The organism is Halomonas qaidamensis (genome assembly GCF_025917315.1).
Lineage (GTDB): Bacteria > Pseudomonadota > Gammaproteobacteria > Pseudomonadales > Halomonadaceae > Vreelandella > Vreelandella qaidamensis.
The window spans coordinates 3,735,600-3,759,699 of record NZ_CP080627.1 but is presented as its reverse complement, the minus strand read 5'-3'; the positions used below and the strand labels follow the sequence as shown (position 1 = coordinate 3,759,699).

At 51.6% G+C, this 24,100-nt stretch carries 25 protein-coding genes; 19 read left to right on the top strand and 6 right to left on the bottom strand.

The features are described 5' to 3' along the window. Window positions 1–11: 11 nt before the first annotated feature. From K1Y77_RS16965 to K1Y77_RS16945, 5 genes are all read right to left on the bottom strand, one after another. The gene (locus tag K1Y77_RS16965; protein WP_030071631.1) at window positions 12–389 is read right to left on the bottom strand and encodes a hypothetical protein; all 378 of its coding nucleotides are present in this window, start codon (window positions 387–389) and stop codon (window positions 12–14) included. Window positions 390–477: 88 nt separating this feature from the next. After that, window positions 478–1,758, bottom strand: coding sequence for a glutamate-1-semialdehyde 2,1-aminomutase (hemL, locus tag K1Y77_RS16960; protein WP_030071629.1), 1,281 nt, complete (start codon window positions 1,756–1,758; stop codon window positions 478–480). A gap of 36 nt (window positions 1,759–1,794) precedes the next feature. Continuing rightward, window positions 1,795–2,604 (bottom strand): bifunctional hydroxymethylpyrimidine kinase/phosphomethylpyrimidine kinase, encoded by an 810-nt coding sequence (thiD, locus tag K1Y77_RS16955; RefSeq protein WP_030071626.1) that lies wholly within the window; start codon window positions 2,602–2,604, stop codon window positions 1,795–1,797. Further along, on the bottom strand, window positions 2,604–3,035 hold the full coding sequence (hemJ, locus tag K1Y77_RS16950) for a protoporphyrinogen oxidase HemJ (RefSeq protein ID WP_030071624.1): 432 nt from the start codon (window positions 3,033–3,035) through the stop codon (window positions 2,604–2,606). The genes thiD and hemJ overlap by 1 nt, the downstream gene beginning before the upstream one ends. A 22-nt stretch (window positions 3,036–3,057) precedes the next feature. Further along, a complete protein-coding gene (locus K1Y77_RS16945; RefSeq protein ID WP_030071622.1) occupies window positions 3,058–4,863 on the bottom strand; it encodes a chloride channel protein in 1,806 nt (601 codons plus the stop codon). 214 nt (window positions 4,864–5,077) lie between these two features. On the opposite strand from K1Y77_RS16945, the gene argC reads away from it, so the two are divergent. The 19 genes from argC (at window position 5,078) to mgtE (ending at window position 22,755) form a co-directional block, all read left to right on the top strand. Next, window positions 5,078–6,112 (top strand): N-acetyl-gamma-glutamyl-phosphate reductase, encoded by a 1,035-nt coding sequence (gene argC, locus K1Y77_RS16940; protein ID WP_264019070.1) that lies wholly within the window; start codon window positions 5,078–5,080, stop codon window positions 6,110–6,112. Window positions 6,113–6,291: 179 nt separating this feature from the next. After that, on the top strand, window positions 6,292–6,645 hold the full coding sequence (gene erpA / locus K1Y77_RS16935; RefSeq protein ID WP_030071618.1) for an iron-sulfur cluster insertion protein ErpA: 354 nt from the start codon (window positions 6,292–6,294) through the stop codon (window positions 6,643–6,645). A 149-nt stretch (window positions 6,646–6,794) separates the two neighbouring features. Next, complete coding sequence (locus tag K1Y77_RS16930) at window positions 6,795–7,565, top strand: transporter substrate-binding domain-containing protein (protein ID WP_264019071.1); 771 nt, start codon at window positions 6,795–6,797, stop codon at window positions 7,563–7,565. A gap of 103 nt (window positions 7,566–7,668) precedes the next feature. Beyond that, window positions 7,669–8,340: an amino acid ABC transporter permease gene (locus tag K1Y77_RS16925; RefSeq protein WP_264019072.1), complete on the top strand. Its 672-nt coding sequence runs from the start codon at window positions 7,669–7,671 to the stop codon at window positions 8,338–8,340. Window positions 8,341–8,350: 10 nt separating this feature from the next. Then, window positions 8,351–9,109, top strand: a complete 759-nt coding sequence (locus K1Y77_RS16920) for an amino acid ABC transporter ATP-binding protein (RefSeq protein ID WP_318784692.1) — start codon at window positions 8,351–8,353, stop codon at window positions 9,107–9,109. Between the two features lie 566 nt (window positions 9,110–9,675). Then, complete coding sequence (mnmG, locus tag K1Y77_RS16915) at window positions 9,676–11,580, top strand: tRNA uridine-5-carboxymethylaminomethyl(34) synthesis enzyme MnmG (RefSeq protein ID WP_030071612.1); 1,905 nt, start codon at window positions 9,676–9,678, stop codon at window positions 11,578–11,580. Continuing rightward, the gene (gene rsmG, locus K1Y77_RS16910; protein WP_264429679.1) at window positions 11,577–12,242 is read left to right on the top strand and encodes a 16S rRNA (guanine(527)-N(7))-methyltransferase RsmG; all 666 of its coding nucleotides are present in this window, start codon (window positions 11,577–11,579) and stop codon (window positions 12,240–12,242) included. The genes mnmG and rsmG overlap by 4 nt, the downstream gene beginning before the upstream one ends. Next, window positions 12,242–13,009, top strand: coding sequence for a ParA family protein (locus tag K1Y77_RS16905; protein ID WP_030071608.1), 768 nt, complete (start codon window positions 12,242–12,244; stop codon window positions 13,007–13,009). Before rsmG ends, K1Y77_RS16905 begins: the two co-directional genes overlap by 1 nt. 24 nt (window positions 13,010–13,033) lie before the next feature. Then, window positions 13,034–13,963 (top strand): ParB/RepB/Spo0J family partition protein, encoded by a 930-nt coding sequence (locus K1Y77_RS16900; RefSeq protein ID WP_264429678.1) that lies wholly within the window; start codon window positions 13,034–13,036, stop codon window positions 13,961–13,963. A 191-nt stretch (window positions 13,964–14,154) separates the two neighbouring features. After that, window positions 14,155–14,556, top strand: coding sequence for an ATP synthase subunit I (locus tag K1Y77_RS16895; RefSeq protein WP_030071604.1), 402 nt, complete (start codon window positions 14,155–14,157; stop codon window positions 14,554–14,556). 7 nt (window positions 14,557–14,563) lie between these two features. Continuing rightward, window positions 14,564–15,391 (top strand): F0F1 ATP synthase subunit A, encoded by an 828-nt coding sequence (gene atpB / locus K1Y77_RS16890; protein WP_009723319.1) that lies wholly within the window; start codon window positions 14,564–14,566, stop codon window positions 15,389–15,391. Between the two features lie 65 nt (window positions 15,392–15,456). Next, window positions 15,457–15,684 (top strand): F0F1 ATP synthase subunit C, encoded by a 228-nt coding sequence (gene atpE, locus K1Y77_RS16885; RefSeq protein WP_007112217.1) that lies wholly within the window; start codon window positions 15,457–15,459, stop codon window positions 15,682–15,684. Window positions 15,685–15,762: 78 nt separating this feature from the next. Then, window positions 15,763–16,233, top strand: a complete 471-nt coding sequence (locus K1Y77_RS16880; RefSeq protein WP_009723318.1) for a F0F1 ATP synthase subunit B — start codon at window positions 15,763–15,765, stop codon at window positions 16,231–16,233. Window positions 16,234–16,244: 11 nt separating this feature from the next. Next, window positions 16,245–16,778: a F0F1 ATP synthase subunit delta gene (locus K1Y77_RS16875; protein WP_009723317.1), complete on the top strand. Its 534-nt coding sequence runs from the start codon at window positions 16,245–16,247 to the stop codon at window positions 16,776–16,778. Between the two features lie 16 nt (window positions 16,779–16,794). Then, window positions 16,795–18,339 carry a F0F1 ATP synthase subunit alpha gene (gene atpA / locus K1Y77_RS16870; RefSeq protein WP_009723316.1) on the top strand — a complete coding sequence of 515 codons (1,545 nt, stop codon included), beginning with the start codon at window positions 16,795–16,797 and terminating at the stop codon, window positions 18,337–18,339. Between the two features lie 65 nt (window positions 18,340–18,404). Beyond that, window positions 18,405–19,292, top strand: a complete 888-nt coding sequence (gene atpG / locus K1Y77_RS16865; protein WP_030071601.1) for a F0F1 ATP synthase subunit gamma — start codon at window positions 18,405–18,407, stop codon at window positions 19,290–19,292. A gap of 76 nt (window positions 19,293–19,368) precedes the next feature. Beyond that, window positions 19,369–20,748 carry a F0F1 ATP synthase subunit beta gene (gene atpD, locus K1Y77_RS16860; RefSeq protein ID WP_030071599.1) on the top strand — a complete coding sequence of 460 codons (1,380 nt, stop codon included), beginning with the start codon at window positions 19,369–19,371 and terminating at the stop codon, window positions 20,746–20,748. Window positions 20,749–20,772: 24 nt separating this feature from the next. After that, window positions 20,773–21,201, top strand: a complete 429-nt coding sequence (locus K1Y77_RS16855; RefSeq protein ID WP_030071596.1) for a F0F1 ATP synthase subunit epsilon — start codon at window positions 20,773–20,775, stop codon at window positions 21,199–21,201. Between the two features lie 171 nt (window positions 21,202–21,372). Continuing rightward, window positions 21,373–22,755, top strand: coding sequence for a magnesium transporter (gene mgtE, locus K1Y77_RS16850; protein ID WP_030071595.1), 1,383 nt, complete (start codon window positions 21,373–21,375; stop codon window positions 22,753–22,755). A gap of 6 nt (window positions 22,756–22,761) precedes the next feature. Here mgtE and K1Y77_RS16845 read toward each other — a convergent pair whose 3' ends face one another. Next, complete coding sequence (locus K1Y77_RS16845) at window positions 22,762–23,955, bottom strand: cation diffusion facilitator family transporter (RefSeq protein WP_030071592.1); 1,194 nt, start codon at window positions 23,953–23,955, stop codon at window positions 22,762–22,764. Window positions 23,956–24,100 lie beyond the last annotated feature (145 nt).

The following is a 24,100-nucleotide window of genomic DNA, read 5'->3' as shown; positions in this document are numbered from 1 at the left end:
CTATATTAATATTAACGTACCACAACCGTTAGCGTACCGCCTTTGCCTTGGGTCGAAGAGCGTGAGCGGTTACTGCCTTTCACGATATCTACTTCTAAACGCTCGTCATCGCTAAGTAGCTTTACCGTACCTTCTAGCGTAGTGCCTTCGAAAGTGAATTCAGCGGGTACGGTGCCTCGGGTTTCAGGGTGCTCGATGGTTTCATCGTTGTGGGTGATACGCCACTGGGCTGAAAATTCTGCGCCGGGTGTGCCGCCCATGGTGATGTGGATCTGGGTCATATCCTGCTCCTGTGCGGCCATTCCTGTTAATGGTAGGCCAAGGGTGAGAATGGCGGTTAACAATACGCCGTTAAAACGTGAAGAGTGCCAAGCCGACTGCCGTTTCATGGGTTGTTTACCTCACTAACCACAAGAGCCGCTCAATTAGAGCGGCTCTTGAAGTGTAGCAGGCAGTAGGCGTGCTTGTTACCTAGCGTTACATAACAGCAAAGGCTTTTTCGGCTGCGTCTAAGGTGAGCTGAATATCTTCTGGGGTGTGAGCACTCGACATAAAGCCCGCTTCATAGGCAGAAGGTGCAAGATAAACACCGTGGTCTAACATGGCACCAAAGAAGCGACGGAAAGCATCAGGATTACAGGCGGTCGCCTGAGCAAAGTTATCCACACGGGATTGCGAGGTGAAGAAAATTCCAAACATTCCGCCGGCAGACTGGGTCATCATCGGTACGCGCGCTGCATTAGCTCGCTCTTGCAAGCCAGTACACAGGGTTTGCACCCGTTGGGTCAGGGCATCGTGGAAGCCCGGTACCTGCAGTTTGGTTAGCAGGGCAACGCCAGCCGCCATGGCCAAGGGATTACCAGACAGCGTACCTGCTTGGTAAACCGGCCCCAACGGCGAGATATTCTGCATAATCTCTCGTTTACCGCCGAACGCCCCAACCGGCATGCCGCCACCGACAATTTTACCTAAGCAGGTAAGGTCGGGCGTAACGCCGTAATGTGCCTGTGCTCCACCTAACGCAACACGGAAGCCGGTCATCACCTCATCAAAAATTAAAATGCTGCCAGATTCATTGCACACCCGGCGCAATGTTTCTAAGAAACCAGGCTGGGGTGGAATACAGTTCATATTACCCGCGACCGGCTCCACGATAATGCAGGCAATCTGCTCACCAATCTCAGCGAAGCAGGCTTCTACCCCGTCAGGGTCGTTATAGGAAAGTGTAATGGTGTGCTCAGCAAGTGAAGCAGGCACGCCTGGTGAGCTAGGCTCCCCATGGGTGAGCGCCCCCGAACCCGCTTTAACAAGCAGTGAGTCCGAATGGCCATGGTAGTTACCTTCAAACTTAACAATCTTGTCGCGCCCTGTTGTTCCACGCGCCAAGCGAATCGCCGACATTGTCGCTTCGGTGCCCGAGCTGGTCATGCGTACCATTTCCATGGAAGGAATCATGCTGCAGATCAGGTCGGCCATGGTGGTTTCAACCGCTGTCGGCGTACCAAAGGAGAGGCCGTTATCTAACCGTGCACGCACGGCGGCCAATACATCTTGATCAGCGTGGCCGGTGATCATCGGCCCCCAGGAGCCGATATAGTCAACGTAGCGGTTGCCTTCCACATCGAACAAATAGGCACCCTGGGCACGCTCCATGAAAACTGGCGGACGATGGAGGCCTTTAAAAGCACGCACCGGGGAATTAACGCCACCCGGAATATGACGACTGGCGAGGTCAAACAGTTCTGCAGATGTGGTCATGGCATCCTCAATAGTAATGGCTTACTGCCCATGAGATCAAAAGCGTACGGGGCGTGGCAAGCGTTTCGGTAAACACTGGCCGCTAGGCGGCTGATAACCGTGAGACAAACTCTCCCAAGTAAAGTGCTGGGCTTGCTCACAAGCGGTTGGTAAGCGCTCACCAACAGCCAAGCGGGCTGCAAGCGCTGAGGCTAAGGTACAGCCAGACCCGTGAAAAACATCGGGCAAACGTGGCCACTGCCATTGGCGCGTAGTGTCAGGGGAGTGCAGCGTATGCACCACCTGTTGCGTATTACCTGGCAGCGGGTCGTCGGTGGCCGTGACTAATACACCTTGGCAACCCTGCGCCAGCAGCTCAACGGCTCGGGCCGTATCATCAAAAGGATCGGTTATATCAGGCGTCAGCGCCGCAAGTTCAAACCGGTTGGGCGTTACTATATCCACAAGTGGTAACAAACGATCACGATAAAGCTGCTGTAAGGCGGGTGTGGATAACATAGTACCGCCCCCCGCTTTTAATACCGGATCTGCAACCACCGGAATACCAGGAAAACGGCGGATAATTTGTTCCGCTGCACGCAGCGTCGCTTCATCTGCCAACAGCCCCAGCTTAATAGCCGCAATGTGCATATCGCTTAATGCTTCCGCCATTTGCCTCATGGCTGCTGGATCTGCAGGCAAAATGCGTATTACGTTATGACAATTTTGAACGGTTAGTGCAGTTGGAATTGTCACCGCCCAACCACCGCAGGCGGCGATTGCTTCACTATCGGCGACCAGTCCAGCACCGCCGGTGGGGTCGTGACCGGCTAACACTAAAACAACGGGAGGAAGAGGTTGGCGCATCAAAAGGGCTTCACCACCGCCAGGATAATAATCGCGATTAACGCAATCACGGGTGCTTCGTTAAACCAGCGGAAAAACACATGGCTTTTGGTGCAGCGGGCGTGATCAAACTGCTTCAAATATATTAAGCATACGTGGTGATAAGCAATCAAAAGAGCAACAAGCAGCAGCTTAGCGTGCATCCAGCCTTGGCTAAACCAAGCCGGTACAAGATAAAGCATCCAACCGCCAAAGATCAGCACAACGATCATCGACGGCGTCATAATCCCACGGTACAGCTTACGTTCCATGGTTTTAAAGTAAGTGATCGCTTGTTCATCACCTTTGTCTCGCGCCATAGCGTGATAAACATACAGCCGTGGTAAATAAAACAGCGCAGCAAACCAAGTAACAACCGCCATTAGATGAATGGCTTTTACCCATAAATACATGGTCTCTCCTTAGGCATTTGGCTTATTGCTGAGCATCAGCATCACGGGGATCAGCACCGCGTGGGTCAGCGTAGTGATAATAACGCTCGATAGCGTCTCGAGTAATGATACCTGAAATTCGCTGCTGCTTTGGCCGATAACCGTGCACCACATAAAGCGCGCCTAACGCATTGTTCTGAAGCTTTAGAAACGCTTCAGATAGCGTTGCCTGTAGCCCGATAGGTGCCATCTCAAGTCGCTGCCCAGGAATTTCTAGTAAATCGATGAGTTCATCGTCTGAAGGGGCTTCGTCCTGCAGCGCTTCATCATGCTCTAGCAGCCAACGCGCAAGCTCAGCGGCTTTTAGCGCCAGCACCGGTTTTTCTGCATTAGAACGCTCAATCACTAGCCACACAGGATTGGTTTCCAACAGACGCCGAGCCTGATCGGGCGTTATCATTCGCTCGGTACGAACTAGATGGCGCTCCATGACCGCTGGCACCGATACCCGCGAAAGTGCCTGCATTAAAGGCTGTTGTAATGGGTGCAGCCCATAACGCACCGAGCTGATAAAAAAGCCTTCACAACCGGTAAGTTGCCTTGATGTTAAACAGGCCACCACAACGGCTAGCATACCTGGCAGCATAATATGAGGTGAGTGAGTTAGTTCAAGCAATGCCATTAATGCGGCAAGGGGCGCTTGCAATACAGCGCCCATCATTGCTGCCATACCTAGCATGGCATAAATGCTCGGGTCTGCCGCTTTATCTGGCCATACCCAGCCGCCTAGCATTCCCCCTAACGTACCAGTGGCAGCACCGATCACTAACACAGGCCCAATAATGCCGATCGGCACACCACCTGCTACGGTAAGAGCGGTAATCAGTAATTTAGCAATTACCAGTGCGAGCAACACACTGATCGTCAGCTGGTTATTCAACATGGCCGCTACACTGTCGTAACCGATACCTTGTACGTCAGGAAACCACCACGCTACAGCGCCTGTCGATACGCCTACGACCGCTAACCTTAGCCACAGGGGCCATTGCTGCAAGTACTGATTGCGGGAGATATGAATAAACAAACCTGCTAATAGGCCAATCGCTAAACCAATTACCACCACCCAAGGCACATTCATCAAAGAGCCTAGAGCAACCTCAGGAATGCGAAACGCTGGTTCGTTGCCATAGACCAATTGAGCCACTAATGCCCCCATGGTAGAGGCGAGAATGACCGGCATAAAGCTCATCAGGGTGTACTCCATCATCACTACTTCCATAGCGAAGATAACCCCTGCAATGGGTGTGTTAAACGACGCTGATATACCCGCTGCTGTACCGCAAGCGACCAACACCCGCAAACTGTTATTGGGTAAACGAAGCTTAAGCCCCAATCCACTGGATGCAGCCGCGCCCAAATGAATAGCAGGCCCTTCACGACCGGCAGAAAGACCACCCAGCACAGAAACAACACCCACCCACCATTGGTTTAACCAGTTGCGCAAAGGAAAGCGCCCCTGGTGATAAGTGAGGCGTTCGATCACATGGCCAACCCCTAATTTTCGTGCCGCGGCTTTTTGGCGATAGAGGAACGTGCCAATGATAGTCACCGCGATGACCGGCAGCAGTGCGCGTATCCAAGGTGAAAGCCCTTCGAACGCTTCGGGATTGCCTTCCGGCATGTAAAGCGCAGCACCCGCTTCTAGCAGCAAACGAAAAGCTACCATCACCGCGCCCGTGATCACCCCAGACACTAACCCCAGCACACAAAGCTGGGGCAACGCATCCACATTGGCCAGCTGGCGGCGAAAACTCTCCAACGTAAAATCTGATCGCGAAAAACGTGCCACAACGTTCATCCTTGCACTGATTATTCGTTTTTTTGAGCGGTGTTTTGCTTTACCACTGAACGGATCACCCTAAACGAGCTTCTTCTGCGCAGTGCTCTTAAGCATCTGCTCTCTTGTGTATCATAGCCAGATACCGTTCGACAGCCTGTTGCCATCTCTTTAGGCTGTTAATTATTGTTATGTCTTAACACGCAACGCGCGCAAGGAGTCGTTTGTGATCAAGGTTGGCATTGTGGGTGGAACCGGCTATACCGGCGTTGAGCTGTTACGGTTACTCGCCCAGCATCCCCAAGTAAGTGTTGAAGCGATTACCTCTCGCTCAGAAGCAGGCGTAAAGGTATGTGATATGTACCCTAACTTGCGCGGCCACTATGATGCACTCACGTTTAGTGAGCCAGACGCCAAGGCATTGGGTGCAATGGACGCCGTGTTCTTTGCGACCCCCCATGGTGTGGCCCACGCACTAGCAGGCGAACTGCTCGACAATGGTACTCGCGTAATCGACTTATCTGCTGATTTTAGGCTGCGCGACGCCGACGAGTGGAGCCGTTGGTACGACCAACCCCACGGCGCGCCGGAACTGCTGAAAGAAGCCGTGTATGGCCTGCCAGAAATGCACCGGGAACAGATCAAAAATGCCCGTTTAATTGCTGTGCCTGGCTGCTACCCAACAGCGGTTCAACTGGGCTATCTACCGCTTTTAGAAGCTGGTTTGATCGACCCAGGCCAGTTAATTGCTGACTGTAAATCAGGCGTTACCGGCGCAGGCCGTGGTGCCAAGGTGGCCTCGCTGCTAGCCGAAGCCAGCGAATCGATGAAAGCTTACGGCGCGTCAGGCCATCGCCACTTGCCTGAAATTCGCCAAGGATTAGGTGATATGCAGCCTAACGCTGTCGGTCTAACCTTTGTACCCCACTTAACGCCAATGATTCGTGGTATTCATGCCACGCTGTATAGCACGCTGACGAAAGAGCCCGGCGATTTACAGGCGCTTTTTGAACAGCGCTATGCTAACGAGCCGTTTGTTGACGTCATGCCTGCAGGCAGCCACCCGGAAACCCGTAGTGTCAAAGGCAACAATACCTGCCGTATCGCTGTTCACCGTCCTGACAATGGCAATACCGTGGTCGTACTTTCAGTCATTGATAACTTAGTTAAGGGAGCATCAGGGCAAGCGATTCAAAACTTGAATCTCATGTTTGGCTTTGAAGAAAATATGGGCCTCAACGCCCCAGCGTTGATGCCTTGAGCCACACAAAACACTAGCATGTAGAAGACAGTTCAAAGAGGAGGGCATTTGCCAGAGCCACCTCGGTGAGCTGTCCTTTACTTGATACTCCAACACAATAGTTGACCATTTTGCTGGGAATTACCCATAATCACACTCCAATGCCGATTTTTCGTTCTTAAAGCTCGCGGGAGGTACCCATGAGCGGTGCAGAAGCTTTTGTTCCAACGCCTTTATTACTGTCCGATAGTGCCCGGAAACGGATCCAAGCATTAATAGCAGAAGAGGCAAACCCTGCGCTGAAATTACGCGTTTATGTCACCGGTGGTGGCTGCTCAGGATTCCAGTATGGGTTTGATTTTGCTGAAAACGTGGCCGAAGACGACACGTTAATTGAATTTGGCGAGGCGATTCTTGTGGTCGATCCTCTCTCCTACCAATATTTGGTGGGTTCTACCATCGACTATGAAGAAGGGTTAGCAGGTGCCCGTTTTCGTGTCCAAAACCCTAACGCCACAACCACCTGCGGCTGCGGGGCTTCCTTTATGGTCTAACCAACGTTGGTAACAACCCCCACCCCGTGACTTGACGCCTTGGTGGTTTCTCGCCAAGGTTAAAAGGTCAATAACGGTTACAGATGCAATTTATAAGAAAAAATCTTCTTTAAATCGCGTTGCTAACCAAATAAAACACGGGGAAACGAATGAACTACCTACTGAAAAAATCTGTCATTGCTACCGCCCTTGCGCTTGGCTTAGGTACTACCACTGTCGCGTTTGCACAAACACCCTCTGTCAATGTGGCGACCGACCCAAGCTTTGTGCCGTTCGAAATGATGGATCCAGAAACCGGCGAAATGATTGGTTTCGATATGGATATCATCAACGCCGTCGCCGAGCGTGCTGGCTTTGACGTTAACCTTACCACCATGGAATTCTCTGGCATCATTCCTGCCGTCCAAACCGGCAGTCAAGAAATCGCTATTGCTGGCACCACCATTACGGAAGAGCGTGCGCAAGTGGTCGACTTCTCCGACCCCTACTATGACTCAGGTCTGCAAATTATCGTGCGTGCCGACAACGAAGATGTCTCTTCGATTGAGGACCTAGCGGGTCTCACCGTTGCCACCAAAATTGGCTCTACTAGCTACGACTTCCTTCAACAAGAACTTGGCGAAGATGCTGATATTACTCCCTATCCAGGCACCGCCGATATGTACATGGCGCTCTTAGGGCGTAACGTTGATGCGGTACTGTACGACGCCCCTAACGTTGCCTACTTCTCACAAACTCGTGGCGAAGGCCGCACCAAGGTGGTTGGCCCGCTATATGAAGGTCAGCAGTACGGTATCGTGTTCCATAAAGGTAGCGAGTGGGTAGAGCCAACCAACGAAGCGCTTGCTGCCATGCGTGAAGATGGTACCTACGATGAAATCTACACAAAATGGTTTGGTGAAGCCCCCAGCGCTGAATAACATCGCTGGTCGCTATTACTACCGCCAATGAGTAATTTCATTTCAGGGCCGGGTGGCTAACCTCCCGGCCCTGTGCCGTTGTTTATTTTTCTGGAGATAACGCGTGGACGTTAACTTTCAGTTTGATTGGTCGGCCGCGTTTGGGTCGATCCCTTACCTATTACCAGGTATTCCTTGGACACTGCTGATATCGTTTGGCGGCCTAGCCATTGGCTTCTTTATTGGCATTTTCTTTGGCTTATTGCGTATTAGCCCAGTACGTTGGCTGCGTTGGCCAGCTATTTTTTATGTCGAAGTTTTTCGCGGCACGCCTATTTTAGTGCAGGTTTTGTTTATTTTTTACGGTCTACCCCAGCTTCTGGGCAGTCCAATCAACGCCTTAGTCGCCGGCATTGCCGCTATCGCCATAAATTCAGGAGCCTATATCTCTGAAATTGTGCGAGGTGGCGTGCAGTCTATTGAACGTGGCCAGCGAGAAGCATCGCTCTCATTAGGCCTATCTCGAACCCAAGCTTTTCGCTATGTGATTTGGCCCCAAGCTCTGCGCCGCATGATTCCGCCACTAGGTAATCAGGGCATTATCAGTATCAAAGATACCTCGCTATTTTCCGTTATCGGGGTCGGTGAGTTAGTCCGCCAAGGACAAATTTATATTGCGACTACCTTTACCGCACTAGAGGTCTATTTCATGGTGGCATTGCTGTATCTTGCCATCACTTGGACCCTCTCTTTGATTCTGCGCCAAGTTGAGCGCAGAGGCCTCGCAGGACAATAAGGAACGTGCAATGACCTCTACCCAATCACCCATTGTGCGTATGCAGCAGCTCAATAAGCATTTTGGCAGCCTGCACGTACTCAATAATATTGACCTTGAAATTGTCCCTGGTGAAGTCGTCGTTATCATCGGTGCCAGCGGCTCTGGTAAATCAACGCTCATCCGCTGTATCAATGGTTTAGAGGAGTTTCAATCTGGTTCGCTTGATGTTGATGGCAACCAATTACTACCCAATGGTAAAAGCAGTAAAGCGCTGCAAACCATCCGTACTGAAGTCGGCATGGTGTTTCAGCAGTTCAATCTTTTTCCCCACTTGAGCGTGCGCGACAACGTTACCCTCGCGCCTATGAAAGTTAGGGGATGGAGCCGCCAAGATGCTGAAGAGAGCGCTGAACGTCTGCTAGAACGTGTGGGCATTGCCGACCAAGCAGATAAATACCCAAGTCAGCTCTCTGGCGGGCAGCAGCAGCGTGTCGCGCTGGCGCGTGCATTGGCCATGGAACCCCGCCTTATGCTGTTTGACGAGCCTACCTCAGCACTTGACCCTGAAATGATTGGTGAAGTATTGGATGCCATGCGCGAGCTTGCCAAAGAAGGCATGACCATGGTGATTGTGACCCATGAAATGGGGTTTGCCCGTGAAGTAGCAGACCGCGTTATCTTTATCCATAAAGGTGAAATTGCTGAACAGGGATCACCTGAACAGCTGTTCGATGCTCCTCAACATGAGCGCACACAATCCTTCCTGGCTCGTGTGTTGAAGCATTAAATAGCAGAGTTAAACTGATTTTTTAGCCAATTTTTACTTCGTTAAATGGCCTGTCGCAACGACAGGCCATTTTTTTTGCCTGTGGATACTATTTTTTACATGCTGCGCCACATCACGCTGCATCACCTACCATGAGCGGTTATAGCCACTTTTCACGATACTGACTCCACTTGTTCACAGGTGCGGTAACAAACTCGGTATGAGTCGGTGGATAACCCGTTGTTTGCCATGCTTGTGCATAAGTCACGCTTTCATCCACAGGAGTAGCACCGCTTCTACTCAGGTACTTCGCCGTTTAATCATGTAAAAACTAACAGTTTAACTACATGAAAAATATTGATTTATTATGGTTATCAACAGATTTTGTCCACACTAGTAGTTACAACATCAATAGAACTTCTCTTATATATTTTTATATTGTTATTAATAATAGACAAAGACCTAATTTGGAATGTGGAAAAACCTGACGGTTACCCACAGGAGGTTTATACTGGCCGGCTTACTCAAACAGTGAACACACACTGACCAACATCATCCGTGCCAAACGGCACAAGACGAGGTGCCTCTTGAACTATCCCGACCGCTTTGACGTGATTGTCATCGGCGGTGGCCATGCGGGAACCGAAGCCGCATTGGCCTCTGCTCGTATGGGTTGTCAAACCCTGTTGCTAACCCACAATTTCGAAACGCTCGGCCAGATGTCGTGCAACCCGGCAATTGGTGGGATTGGCAAAAGCCACTTAGTAAAAGAAATTGATGCACTTGGTGGTGCAATGGGGCTAGCCACGGACTTAGGCGGCATCCAATTTCGTGTGCTCAACGCACGCAAAGGTCCGGCGGTTCGTGCCACGCGTGCTCAAGCTGACCGCATACGCTACAAAGCGGCTATTCGTGGCATGTTGGAAAATCAGCCGAATTTAACGATTTTTCAGCAAGCTGCTGGCGATCTGATTGTGGATAACGACACCGTGCGTGGTGTCGTTACGGAAACTGGTATTCGTTTCCACGCAGAGTCTGTCGTGTTATCAACAGGCACGTTTTTAGGTGGTGTTATCCACATTGGGTTAGATCAAAGCCGCGGTGGCCGCGCTGGTGATCCCCCTTCCAATGCCTTAGCTGAACGCCTACGTGCACTGCCATTTCGCGTTGACCGGTTAAAAACCGGCACGCCCCCGCGTATTGATGCCAAAACCGTTGACTTCACATCGTTGGAAGAACAGCCAGGTGATACCCCAACGCCAGTTATGTCATACCTCGGTTCACGGGAGATGCACCCTCATCAGGTGAGTTGCCACATAGCACACACCAATGAGCGAACCCATGAAATCATCATGGCGAATTTAGATCGTTCGCCTATGTATTCTGGTGTCATCGAAGGCGTTGGCCCGCGCTACTGCCCATCGATTGAAGACAAAGTTCACCGCTTTGCGGATAAGTCGAGCCACCAAGTGTTTATCGAACCTGAAGGGCTCGATACTCATGAGCTGTACCCCAACGGAATTTCGACGTCACTGCCTTTTGACGTTCAGCTACAGGTAGTTCGCTCGATTAAAGGGCTTGAGAATGCGCACATCACTCGCCCTGGCTACGCGATTGAGTACGACTTTTTTGATCCGCGGGATTTAAAACATTCGCTAGAAACTAAATTTATCCACAACCTGTTTTTTGCCGGACAAATAAATGGGACCACCGGCTATGAAGAAGCCGGTGCCCAGGGGCTTCTCGCCGGTTTGAATGCCGCTCGTCGCGCAAAGCAGCTAGAAGCTTGGTACCCCCGCCGTGATGAAGCTTATCTCGGCGTATTGGTGGATGATCTGATTACCATGGGTACCAAAGAACCCTATCGGATGTTTACCTCGCGTGCGGAATATCGTCTCCTGCTACGCGAAGACAATGCTGACTTGCGTTTGACTGAAAAAGGTCGTGAGCTGGGTTTGGTGGATGACAAACGCTGGTCGGCGTTTAGCCAAAAACGCGATGCCATTGAGCGTGAAACTGCACGTTTAGCAACCGTTTGGGTACAGCCCAATACACCTGCTGCCGCGAAGATTGCCGAGAAAACCGGCAGGCCACTTCCACGAGAATATTGCTTAAGCGATTTGTTAAAGCGTCCCGAGCTGACTTACGCTGATATCACATCACTGCCCGGCATGGAAAACCATGACGTTAATGACGATGCCGTCGCCGAGCAGGTACAAATTCAAGCGAAATACCAAGGCTATATTGATCGCCAGCAGGACGAGATCGATAAGCTCAAACGCCATGAAGCAACCCCGCTGCCTGCTGAGCTGGATTATCAACGGGTTGAGGGACTATCCAATGAGATCCGTCAAAAACTTAGCGAAACGCGGCCTGAAACGTTAGCTCAAGCAGCTAGAATCTCAGGGGTGACCCCTGCAGCAGTGTCTATTTTGCTGATACATCTAAAAAAACGTCGGCTTGTAAGCAGTACCGAGGTTGTTAACGGATGACTCAATTAACGCCGTTAATCAACAGCTTACCAAATACTGTTGCACCTCGTTTAGATGAAGGGATGGCAGCACTTGGAATTGCTATCAGCGCTGTTCAACGCGAACAGCTACTAGGACTGTTAGCACTGTTGCACAAGTGGAACCGGGCTTATAACCTCACGGCAGTGCGCAATGTTGAAGACATGGTGTCTCGCCATGTACTGGATAGCGCAGCAATTGCACCGTATATCCATGGCACAACGTTGTTAGATGTCGGAGCCGGGCCAGGCTTGCCTGGACTTGTGCTGGCTATTTTAAAGCCTGACCTCCAGGTAACGTTGCTTGATAGTAATGGTAAAAAAGTACGTTTTCAGCGCCAAGCCGTCATGGAGCTATCGCTGAACAACGTAACGCCAACCCAAGCACGTGTTGAACAGTTTAGTGAGCAGGTCTTTGATCAGGTGATTTCCCGAGCGTTTGCCAGCTTGGTAGACTTTGTCACACTGACCCAAGGGTTACCGGCAACTAACGGTCAATGGCTTGCCATGAAAGGCCCTGGCGCTGATGATGAGCTGCGTGAGTTGCCCGCCTATGTTGAGCTTCAGGCACGTCACCTTCTGCGCGTACCCTTTGAGACGGCCGAGCGGCAGCTGTTGATTCTGACCCCAAAAGGAGTTGAGTAGTGAGCCAGATCATTGCCCTGACCAACCAAAAAGGCGGTGTGGGCAAGTCCACTTCAGCCGTTAACCTTGCCGCTAGTTTAGCGGCATTGGATCGTCGGATCCTGCTGGTAGATTTAGACCCGCAAGGGCATGCCAGCATGGGTAGTGGTATCGACAAGTACGCTCTTGATAAAAGTGTACTTGATGTATTGCTGGGAGAAACAACCGCAAGCGATGCGATTGTTCGTGGACTTCCAGTGAAATATGACGTCCTACCAAGCAATGGCGACTTAACGGCTGCAGAGGTAGAACTGCTTGATAGTGAACAGCGACAAAGCCGTTTGTCGTTAGCGCTACAGAGCGTCGCAGATGACTATGATGTTGTCCTCATTGACTGCCCACCATCACTGAATATGCTTACCGTCAACGCGCTAACGGCCGCTAATGGTGTGCTGATTCCATTGCAGTGCGAATTTTATGCATTGGAAGGTTTATCAGCATTGCTGGATACCGTTGAGCAGATCAAACAAAGCATTAATCCTGACTTAGCCGTTTCTGGCATTCTGCGGACTATGTACGATAAGCGCACCAGTTTGACGCGTGAAGTCGACAAACAGCTGAGAGACTTTTTTGGCGATGCCCTATTAAAAACAACCATTCCGCGCAATGTGAAGGTTGCTGAAGCACCAAGCCATGGCTTGCCCGTTACCCAGTACGCACGTTTTTCGCGGGGTAGTCAGGCTTATCGTGTGCTTGCAAAAGAGATGATCCGGCGGCTATCGCTGTAACGTAAAAAGTACGAGGGGAAGCGAATGACGCGTAAACGCGCGCTAGGACGTGGCCTGGATGCCCTGATTGGTGCGGGCGCCCGTCGTCGTGACAGTTTAGATCTTACTGGTGGTGTAACGCTTGATGGTGCAGACACATCACTGATGCCCGCGCCAACAACGGAAGCGGCGGCTGAACGGCTAGAACGTTTACCTCTTGGCCAGCTTACTCGCGGTAAATATCAGCCACGCCGAGATATTCAGCCAGAAGCCCTAGAAGAGCTTGCCGACTCCATCCGTGCGCAAGGGGTAATGCAGCCTATTGTGGTTCGCCCAGTAGGTGAAAACCGCTATGAAATTATCGCAGGTGAACGGCGCTGGCGCGCTGCACAGTTGGCTGAATTAGACGTTATACCAGCGGTTATTCGCGATGTTAGCGATGAAGTAGCTTTAGCCCTCGCGCTGATTGAGAACATTCAGCGCGAAAATTTAAACGCAATCGAAGAAGCGCTTGCTCTAAAACGCTTAGGGGAAGAGTTTGAGCTTACCCAGCAGCAAATTGCCGATGCAGTTGGTAAATCACGCACCCAGGTCGCTAATTTACTGCGCTTGTTAGCGTTAGATCCTGAAGTACAAACGTTGCTTGAACGCGGTGATTTAGATATGGGGCATGCGCGAGCCCTGCTTTCGCTTAACACTACCCAGCAACGTCAAATTGCCCATGAAGTGGTCAACAACGATTTGACCGTCCGTGACACCGAAGCGCTGGTTAAAAAAGTCCAATCTAACAACACGCCTGCCCAAGTTTCACCACGTACCACTAAAACACCGGATGTTTCACGGCTTGAAACACATCTGGGGGAATTGCTAGGTGCGCCCGTCTCTATAGACCATGGGCAAAAAGGAAAAGGTAAAGTAACGATTCGCTACACCAGCCTTGAAGAGCTAGACGGAATTTTGGCACACATTAAATAGCAGGCTTACGAAGTTACCGCATATTTTTAGCCCTTTGGTCGCAAGTAAGTGCTGAAAGGCGCGAAATCCGTGCAACATCGGTTGAAGGTGTGATAGCGCTTCCCTATAATCGCGCAAGATTTGTGCAGGTCGCTCGTAATGATGATAAGTGACAGGTTGTAAAACTTTTCAACCTAACGTGCTGGGGAATTATGCGACGTTTGGAAACCCAGCGACAAAAAACATATTTTGTTCGACTGATACTCGCGCAACTTATCGTTACGTTCTTGGGCATGTTATTCGCCCTTTTGATAGCACCTCCGGCTGATGTGCTGTCGGTGTTAAAAGGAGCGCTGGTAGCATTACTACCACACGCTTTTTTTATCTATCGAATGGGTGTATTTCGTGTAAAGCGTCGCACATCTGGCGCGATGGATTTATTTCGCGCCGAAGCAGGCAAGTTTGGTTTGACGGTGGCACTTTTTTCACTGGTGTTTGTTGTAGCGCCCCCCTCAAACCCCGCTTTCTTTTTTAGTGCTTATGTCGCGATTGTTCTGACGCATTGGCTAGCGCCTTGGCTAATGCCCAGGAAATCGCACAACTTATTGAGGTGACATGTCTATGGCCGCAGGAAACGAAGTCTCGTCGACTTACTATATCCAGCACCACTTGCAGAACCTAACCTTTGGTAATCACCCGGAGAACGGTTGGTCGCTGGCACATTCCGCCGAAGAAGCGCGTGAAATGGGCTTTTGGGCTATCCATCTAGATACCATGGGTTGGTCCATTGCCATGGGCTTGCTGTTCATTTGGCTCTTCCGCAAAGCTGGCAAGTTAGCCACGACGGGTGTGCCCGGCGGCTTGCAAAATGCTGTAGAGATGGTGGTTGAGTTCATTGAAAACCTGACTCGCGCTACTTTCCATGGACGCAACCCTATTATTGCGCCTCTAGCGTTGACGCTGTTCGTGTGGATTCTGCTCATGAACACGTTGAAGATTATCCCCGTTGATTACTTCCCTGTGCTGTTCAATAAGCTCGGCGTTGAGTACATGAAAATCGTACCGACGACTGATCCTAATGCCACCTTAGGTATGGCGTTAGGTGTGTTCTGCTTAATTATTTATTACAGCATCAAAGTAAAAGGAGCGGGTGGCTTTGCGAAAGAGCTTTCACTGACACCATTTAATCACTGGGCACTTATTCCCTTCAATTTGGTGCTTGAAGTGATTGGTTTGCTTGTGAAGCCGCTAGGTCTTGGCCTGCGTCTGTTCGGCAACATGTTTGCCGGTGAGGTTATTTTTATCCTGATCGCCCTACTGCCGTTCTGGGCTATCTGGCTGTTGGACGTGCCATGGGCCATCTTCCACATTCTTGTGGTAACGCTGCAGGCCTTTATTTTCACCACGCTTTCGGTTGTATACCTGAGCGCGGCGCACGAACACCACTAAACCAAGCAGCAACGTTTTCATTAACCCTCAACCCTTAACCAAAACTTAAACTCAGGAGCAACATCATGGAAATGGTTTATCTCTCAGCTGCCATCATCATCGGTCTGGGCGCACTGGCTACTGGCATTGGCTTTGCCCTGTTGGGCGGCAAGTTGCTTGAATCTACTGCGCGTCAACCTGAACTGGGCGACCAGCTGCAAACCAAAACCTTCATCATGGCCGGTCTGCTTGACGCCGTTCCGATGATCGGTGTTGGTATCGCGATGTACCTGATCTTCGTTGTCGCCGGTTAATGACAGCTTAGCCGAGCGGTCTACCCGCTCGGTTTTGTTTCACTCCGGTCGCCACGAACTTGTCAGAGGTACATCCCTGTGAATATCAACATGACGCTTATCGGGCAGACGATCGCCTTCGCGATCTTTGTCTGGTTTTGCATAAAGTATGTGTGGCCTCCGATCAGCAACGCTCTTCACGAGCGTCAGAAAAAAATTGCTGATGGCTTAGACGCAGCCAGCCGTGCTACTCGCGACCTTGAGCTAGCTCAAGAGCGTGCAGAACAAACGCTGCGTGAAAGCAAGGAGCAGGCTTCTCAAATTCTCGAGCAAGCCAACAAGCGCTCAGCTCAGATGATCGAAGAAGCACGTGAACAGGCCCGCGCTGAAGGCGAACGCCTAATGGCAAGTGCACGTTCAGAAATCGAGCAAGAAGTGAATCGTGCAAAAGACGAGCTTCGTGCCCAGGTTTCTCACCTCGCCATCATTGGTGCTGAGCGTGTACTAGAAGCTTCGGTCGACGAGAAAGCACATCGCAAGTTACTTGATGAGCTTGCTGCTGAACTGTAAGGAGGTGACCCATGGCGGAATTACTTACCGTCGCTCGTCCTTACGCTAAGGCGGCGTTTGAATACGCGCGTGATCATGAGGCGTTTGATAGCTGGTCCCAGGCGCTTGGTTTTTTAAGTGCTGCGGTTGCCAACAGCGACGTTCGTCGTCTGCTGGGTAGTCCAAAACTTGAGAACGACAAAAAGGTAGCTCTGCTTTCCGATATGTTATCGGAAAAGCAAGAAGGCCTGTCGCGGTTTTTGGATACCCTAGCTGACCAAGGGCGCTTGTTGGCACTGCCTTTCATTGCTGAACAGTTTGAGTACTTGCGTGCCGAACATGAACAGCGTGTTGAAGTGACAGTAACGTCAGCGTACAAGCTGACTGCCGCACAGCAGACCAAGCTAGCGAACGCACTCAAGAAACGTCTGAATCGCGAAATCTCCATTACTACTCAGGTGGACAAGACGCTTATTGGTGGTGTCATCCTACGTGCCGGCGATACCGTCATTGACGGGTCGGTACGTGGTCGATTGAACCGCCTTTCCGAAGCGCTGACCGCTTGAGTCTGAGGGACATGGCATGCAGCAACTGAATCCTTCCGAGATCAGCGACATCATCAAGCAGCGAATTGAGAAGCTTGACGTCGCATCCGAAGCCCGTAATCAGGGCACCATCGTCAGCGTTTCCGACGGTATCGTGAAAATTCACGGCCTCGAAGACGCGATGTTCGGTGAAATGATCGAATTCCCTAACAGCATCTTTGGCATGGTACTGAACCTGGAGCGTGACTCCGTTGGTGCCGTTGTCTTGGGTGACTATTTGCAACTTCAAGAAGGTATGACTGCCCAGTGTACCGGGCGTATCCTTGAAGTGCCGGTAGGCCCAGAGCTGGTAGGTCGCGTAGTCGATGCGCTGGGTAATGCTATCGACGGCAAAGGCGATATCAACGCCAAAATGACCGACGCGGTAGAAAAAGTAGCGCCTGGCGTTATTACCCGTCAGTCCGTTGACGAGCCGATCCAAACTGGTTTGAAGTCTATCGACGCCATGGTGCCAATTGGTCGCGGTCAGCGTGAGCTGATCATCGGCGACCGTCAGATTGGTAAATCTGCCATTGCTATCGATGCGATTATCAACCAGAAAGGCAAAGGCGTTACCTGTGTCTACGTGGCAATTGGTCAGAAGCAGTCGACTATTGCTAACGTGGTACGCAAACTAGAAGAGCATGGCGCGATGGAACACACCATCGTTGTCGCTGCTGGCGCTGCCGATCCGGCACCGATGCAGTTCTTGGCTGCTTATTCTGGCTGCACCATGGGTGAGTACTTCCGTGACCGTGGTGAAGACGCACTGATCGTTTATGACGATCTTTCCAAACAGGCTGTGGCATACCGTCAGGTATCTCTGCTGTTGCGTCGTCCGCCGGGTCGTGAAGCCTATCCTGGTGACGTTTTCTATCTCCACTCGCGTCTGCTTGAGCGCGCTGCGCGCGTTAATGCTGACTACGTTGAGAAGTTTACTGACGGCGAAGTGAAAGGCAAAACCGGTTCTTTGACCGCACTGCCGATTATCGAAACCCAAGGCGGTGACGTTTCTGCGTTCGTTCCGACTAACGTAATCTCGATCACTGATGGTCAGATCTTCTTGGAAACCAACCTGTTTAACTCCGGTATTCGTCCGGCAATTAACGCAGGTCTATCGGTTTCTCGTGTTGGTGGTGCAGCGCAGACCAAGATTATCAAAAAGCTGGGTGGCGGTGTTCGTTTGGCCTTGGCTCAGTACCGTGAGCTGGCGGCATTCTCACAGTTTGCTTCTGACCTTGATGAAGCGACCCGTAAGCAGCTTGAGCATGGCCAACGCGTTACCGAACTGATGAAGCAAAAGCAGTATTCGCCGATGTCAGTGGCGGAAATGGCGCTGTCTCTGTACGCCGCTAACGAAGGTCACCTGGATGATGTGAGCGTCGATAAAGTGTTGGACTTCGAACGTGCTTTGCACGACTACATGAAGTCTGAGCACAACGACCTGCTCGATAAGATCAACCAGACCGGCGACTACAACGGCGAGATTCAGGACGGCTTGAAGTCAGGTCTCGAGAAGTTCAAGGCGACTCAGAGCTGGTAATGTCCGGCCCGCCTGCGGGCGGGCTTGCATGCTTTCTGAGAGCCACGAACGAAGGGTAGATCGCTATGGCAGCTGCAAAAGAGATACGCACCCAGATCGGGAGCATTAAAAATACGCAGAAGATTACCAGCGCCATGGAAATGGTGGCTGCATCTAAGATGCGTAAAGCACAAGATCTGATGAAGGCTGGCCAGCCGTATGCCAAGCAGATTCGTAATGTGGTAGGCCATATTGCTGACGCAAACCCCGAATATAAGCACGACTACATGGTCGAGCGTAATGAGGTGAAGCGCGTTGGTTACATTGTGGTATCTACTGACCGCGGTCTGTGTGGCGGCTTAAACGTCAACCTGTTTAAGGCAGTGGTGAAAGATGCCGTTGTCTGGAAACAGCAAGACGCCGAGCTAGACTTCTGTGCCCTCGGCTCTAAAGCCGGCGCCTTTTTCCGCAACTATGGAGGCAACCTAGTTGCTGCCAAGAGCGGATTGGGAGAATCGCCGTCTGTCGAAGGACTGATCGGTAGTGTCAAGGTCATGTTAGAAGCGTACGACGAAGGACGCCTTGACCGTTTGTTTGTGGTGTATAACGAATTTGTTAACACCATGACGCAACGGCCAGTCGTACGTCAGCTTCTTCCGTTGTCGTCCGATATGGGCGCAGACGCGAAGCATGACGAAGAAAACGCCCGTCCCGGAAGCTGGGACTACCTGTATGAACCGGATGCCAAGGCGTTGCTAGACAGCCTGTTGGTTCGTTTCATCGAATCACAGGTGTATCAGGCGGTAGTCGAAAACGGTGCGTGCGAACAGGCCGCCCGAATGATCGCTATGAAGAGTGCCACTGATAACGCGGGCAACCTGATCGACGATCTGGAGATGGTATACAACAAGGCCCGTCAGGCCGCCATCACCCAGGAAATTTCCGAGATCGTCGGCGGCGCTTCTGCCGTATAACGCCTAGGGAGCTAGCTATCGCAAAGATAGCTCCCGGCAGACAGGTTTCATTTGCAGGTTTTTGAGAGGAACCAAGATGAGCGGACGTATCGTACAAATCATCGGCGCGGTGATTGACGTAGAGTTTCCGCGGGACTCTGTGCCCAAGGTCTACGACGCGCTGAAGGTCTCTAATGCTGAGACCATCCTCGAAGTCCAGCAGCAGCTGGGCGACGGCGTGGTGCGCACCATTGCCATGGGCTCTACTGAGGGCTTGAAACGTGGCTTGGACGTGACCAACACAGGTACCGCGATTTCCGTACCCGTCGGTAAGGAAACGCTAGGTCGCATCATGAACGTGCTCGGTGAGCCGATTGATGAAGCTGGCCCGATTGGCGAGCAAGAGCGCATGCCAATCCACCGTAAAGCACCAAGCTACGCTGACCAAGCAGCTTCCAATGAGCTGTTGGAAACCGGCATCAAGGTTATCGACCTCGTTTGCCCGTTCGCTAAGGGCGGTAAAGTTGGTCTATTCGGCGGTGCGGGTGTTGGTAAAACCGTTAACATGATGGAGCTTATCCGCAACATCGCCACCGAACACAGCGGCTACTCTGTATTCGCCGGTGTCGGTGAGCGTACGCGTGAGGGTAACGACTTCTATCACGAAATGACTGAATCCAACGTTATCGACAAGGTATCGCTGGTTTACGGTCAGATGAACGAGCCCCCCGGTAACCGTCTACGTGTAGCACTGACTGGTCTGACCATCGCTGAGAAATTCCGTGATGAAGGCCGTGACGTACTGTTGTTCGTCGATAACATTTACCGCTACACCCTGGCTGGTACCGAAGTGTCTGCCCTGCTGGGTCGTATGCCGTCTGCGGTAGGTTATCAGCCGACGCTGGCTGAAGAGATGGGCGTTCTGCAGGAACGTATCACCTCGACTAAAACCGGCTCTATCACGTCTGTGCAGGCCGTTTACGTCCCTGCCGATGACTTGACTGACCCGTCGCCGGCGACCACCTTCTCGCACCTTGACGCCACCGTCGTACTTGCGCGTTCGATTGCTGAGCTAGGTATTTATCCGGCTATCGACCCGCTGGATTCTACGTCGCGTCAGCTAGATCCGTTGGTAGTGGGTGAAGAGCACTACAACGTAGCTCGTGGCGTACAGAACGTTCTGCAGCGTTACAAGGAGCTGAAGGATATCATCGCGATTTTGGGTATGGACGAGCTGTCTGATGAAGATAAGCTGGCCGTATCTCGTGCGCGTAAAATCCAGCGTTTCCTGTCGCAGCCATTCTTCGTTGCTGAGGTATTCACTGGTTCGCCCGGTAAGTATGTTTCTTTGAAAGATACGATTCGTGGCTTCCAGGGCATCCTCGCGGGTGAGTATGACGAGTTGCCGGAACAGGCCTTCTACATGGTCGGCTCCATCGACGAAGCTGTCGAAAAAGCCAACCAGATGAAGAAGTAATCCCGTCCACTAGGGGGATTCGCTATGGCGAATAGCTTCACTTGCAATATCGTCAGCGCTGAAGCATCTATCTTCTCAGGCAGTGTTGAGCAGGTAGTCGCTTCCGGGATTATGGGTGACCTCGGCATTTTGCCGGGTCACGCCCCGCTGCTGACCGAGCTTCAGCCGGGCCCAATCCGCGTGATCCACGATGATGGCAAGGAAGAGAACTTCTTTGTCTCGGGTGGCTTCATGGAAGTCCAGCCGGATGTTGTGACGATCCTGGCAGACGCTGCGGCGCGTGCTAGCGACCTCGATGAGGCCGCTGCAGAAGAAGCACGTCAGCAAGCGCTGAAAGCTTTTAACGAGAAGTCAGCAGAGCTGGATTATACGCGTGCTGCCGCTGAACTTGCCGAAGCCGTTGCACAGCTACGAACGATTCAACAGCTGCGTAAGAAGGCGGGTAAAGGCTAGTAAAACACGCACTCGCGTGAATAAAACGCTCCTGGAGCCCGTTAGGGTTTAAGGAGCGTTTTTTTTGTCTGGTACCATAGGAAAACGCACTCAGCGTAGATCCACAGAGTAGGGATGCTCGGCTGTAACACCCCATCTGCACACTATGCGTCTGCACAAAGGGAGATAGCGATGTCATTGAATGATGAAGCCTTACAGGAATTAAAATCCGAGCTGCTTGACGAGCTAAATAAAGAAAAAGCAGATAAAACGCTGTTGGCAGCACGTTTATCCGAAATCCGTTCGGCAGATATTGGTGAGGTGCTAGAAGAACTCATCGAAGACGATGAAGAACTTCCGGCAGCGCTTGCCATACTTGATACTCTTTCTACTGAGCGTGCCGCTAATGTTCTGGGCTACTTACCAAGAGAGAGTCAGCTTGAGGTAGTTGGGAAACTGTCGGATACCCAAGTGCTAAAGCTTCTCGAAGAAATGGGCTCCGATGAACGGGCGGATTTATTTAATCTGCTTGGTGAAGACCGACGCGAAGCGCTGTTGCGGCGTATGGCGCACCAGGAACGGGAAGACCTAAAGCGCCTTGCAAGCTACGAAGAAGGTACCGCAGGCGCCATCATGACCTCTGACTATGTCGCTATAGCCAGTGGCATGACGGTGTCGCAAGCCATGATGCGGGTACGCCAAACCGCTCCAGATGCGGAAACGGTGTATCAGCTCTATGTACTTGATAGCGACGGCCAGTTAATAGGAACGATGTCTTTACGCCAGCTGATGGTGGCTCGCCCAGGGGCGTTGGTTGATGACATCATGATCAAAGATGTTATCAGCACCCCGGTAGATGAAGAGCAAGAAGAGGTGGCGCGGATTGTGGCTCGCTATGACCTGCTGGCACTGCCTGTTTTGGATGCGGATGGACGCATGGTCGGTATTGTTACCCACGATGATGCGATGGATGTTGCCGAGTCTGAAGCAACTGAAGATATCCACAAGGGGATGTCTATCGGCCAGTTAGAGGATGGTGTTAGCCGCGTTCCGCTGTGGAGTCTTTACCGTAAGCGAGTGTTTTGGCTGGTACTACTAGTATTCGCTAACTTATTTTCTGGCGCGGGGATCGCCTATTTTGAGGATACGATTGCCGCCCAAGTGGCGCTGGTATTTTTTCTACCGCTGCTGATTGGCAGTGGCGGTAATGCAGGCGCTCAGGCAGCCACGCTGATGGTACGCGGTATGGCAACTGGCGATGTGGGGGTGAAAGACTGGAGCAAAATGCTCGGCCGTGAGCTGTTGGTGGCTGGCTCTTTGGGTATCACCATGGCAATTGCGGTAACGCCAATAGGGATTTTTCGTGGCGGCGAAGCAGTCGCCATTATCGTGGCGTTAAGCATGGTGACCATCGTTTTGTTTGGCAGCATGATTGGTATGTGCCTACCGTTTGTATTAGAGCGCTTTAAGGTCGACCCTGCCACTGCGTCAGCGCCATTGGTAACCACGCTAATTGATGCCACCGGGGTATTAATTTACTTCAGTATTGCGACGGTCGTATTGGCAAGCGTGTAACGCAGGTTAACGCATCGCACTGCTGGCCGCGCGGGTAATAAACAGTACTTCCACATGACCCAGCCACTCAATATCGCTGGCTAGCGCTTTTAACTGGCTGGCAAGACACTGAGGTGGCTGGTGTACTGAATCGCCTATAATCAGCGATACCGATACCTTATCGTCTAGATAGTGGAGTTGAAGCTCGTTTAACGTGCGCCAAACAGGATGCATATACCAACGCTCGTTCAGCGCGGCTTCTACTTCGGGCCGCAGAGGTAGGCCGGGAAGTCGGCTAGGATCGCCTTCTCCGGCGTCGTCTTCAGGGTCTACGTGAAAAATAACATCGGTGAGCAGTGGGAATTCATGGCGTAGGCGACGGCTCACTTCGTTGCCGATTTCATGGGCTTCTGACACGGTAATTTTTGGTCCGACCACCACATGCAAGTCCACCATTACCCAGCCTGCGGACTGACGGGTGCGTAGATCATGCACGCTATCAACACCTGGCACGCTACAGGCAACATCGTGCATTTGCTGTTGAACGCTTTCAGGGAGTGCGGTATCCACGAGTTCTCTCGCGGACTCCCACAGTAAATCCCAGCCTACTTTACCCACCAGTAAGCCAACGATAATGGCCGCGACGGCGTCTAGCCAGCCAAAACCAAGCTGCGCGCCAATTAACGCGACCAGCACTACCGCAGTGGAAAGTGCATCGCTACGTGAATGCCAGGCGTTCGCCTCTAACAGCTTGGATTTAACGCGTTTAGCAACGCGCATGGTATAGCGAAAAATCCACTCTTTACTGAACAGAGCGATAATTGTGATAACAATAGCGACTGCACCTGGAGCATTGACTTCCGTACCATTAAATAATCGATCCAGGCTAGACCAAGCAATACCGCCAGCCACAAAAATCAATACACTACCCAATAGCAGTGTTGTAAGAGTTTCGATACGGCCGTGCCCGTAATGATGGTCGTCATCTGGTTCTTGACGACCGTAGTGAATAGCGGCCAACACAAAACCATCAGTCACAAGGTCTGAAAGTGAATGGATACCATCGGCAATGAGCGCCGCGGAGCCTACCCAAAAGCCAACCACGACTTTAACAACACTCAACAAGCCATCTAGCCAGGCGCCTATATAAGTGACACGTTTGGCCTCTCGGCTATCTAGCTCATGCTTGGGAACCACTGGTGATTCTACGGTCTGAGTCATGGGTGACCTTACAGGATCGCGCATTACTAATGAGTACCTATTGTAGCGTACCGCGACCTTGGCTCTATACCTTCTTGTGAATTTGCTCGTATGCTGAATGCGGACAATGAATTAAGGGATGTGTATCCTTAGCGCCATTGCAAGC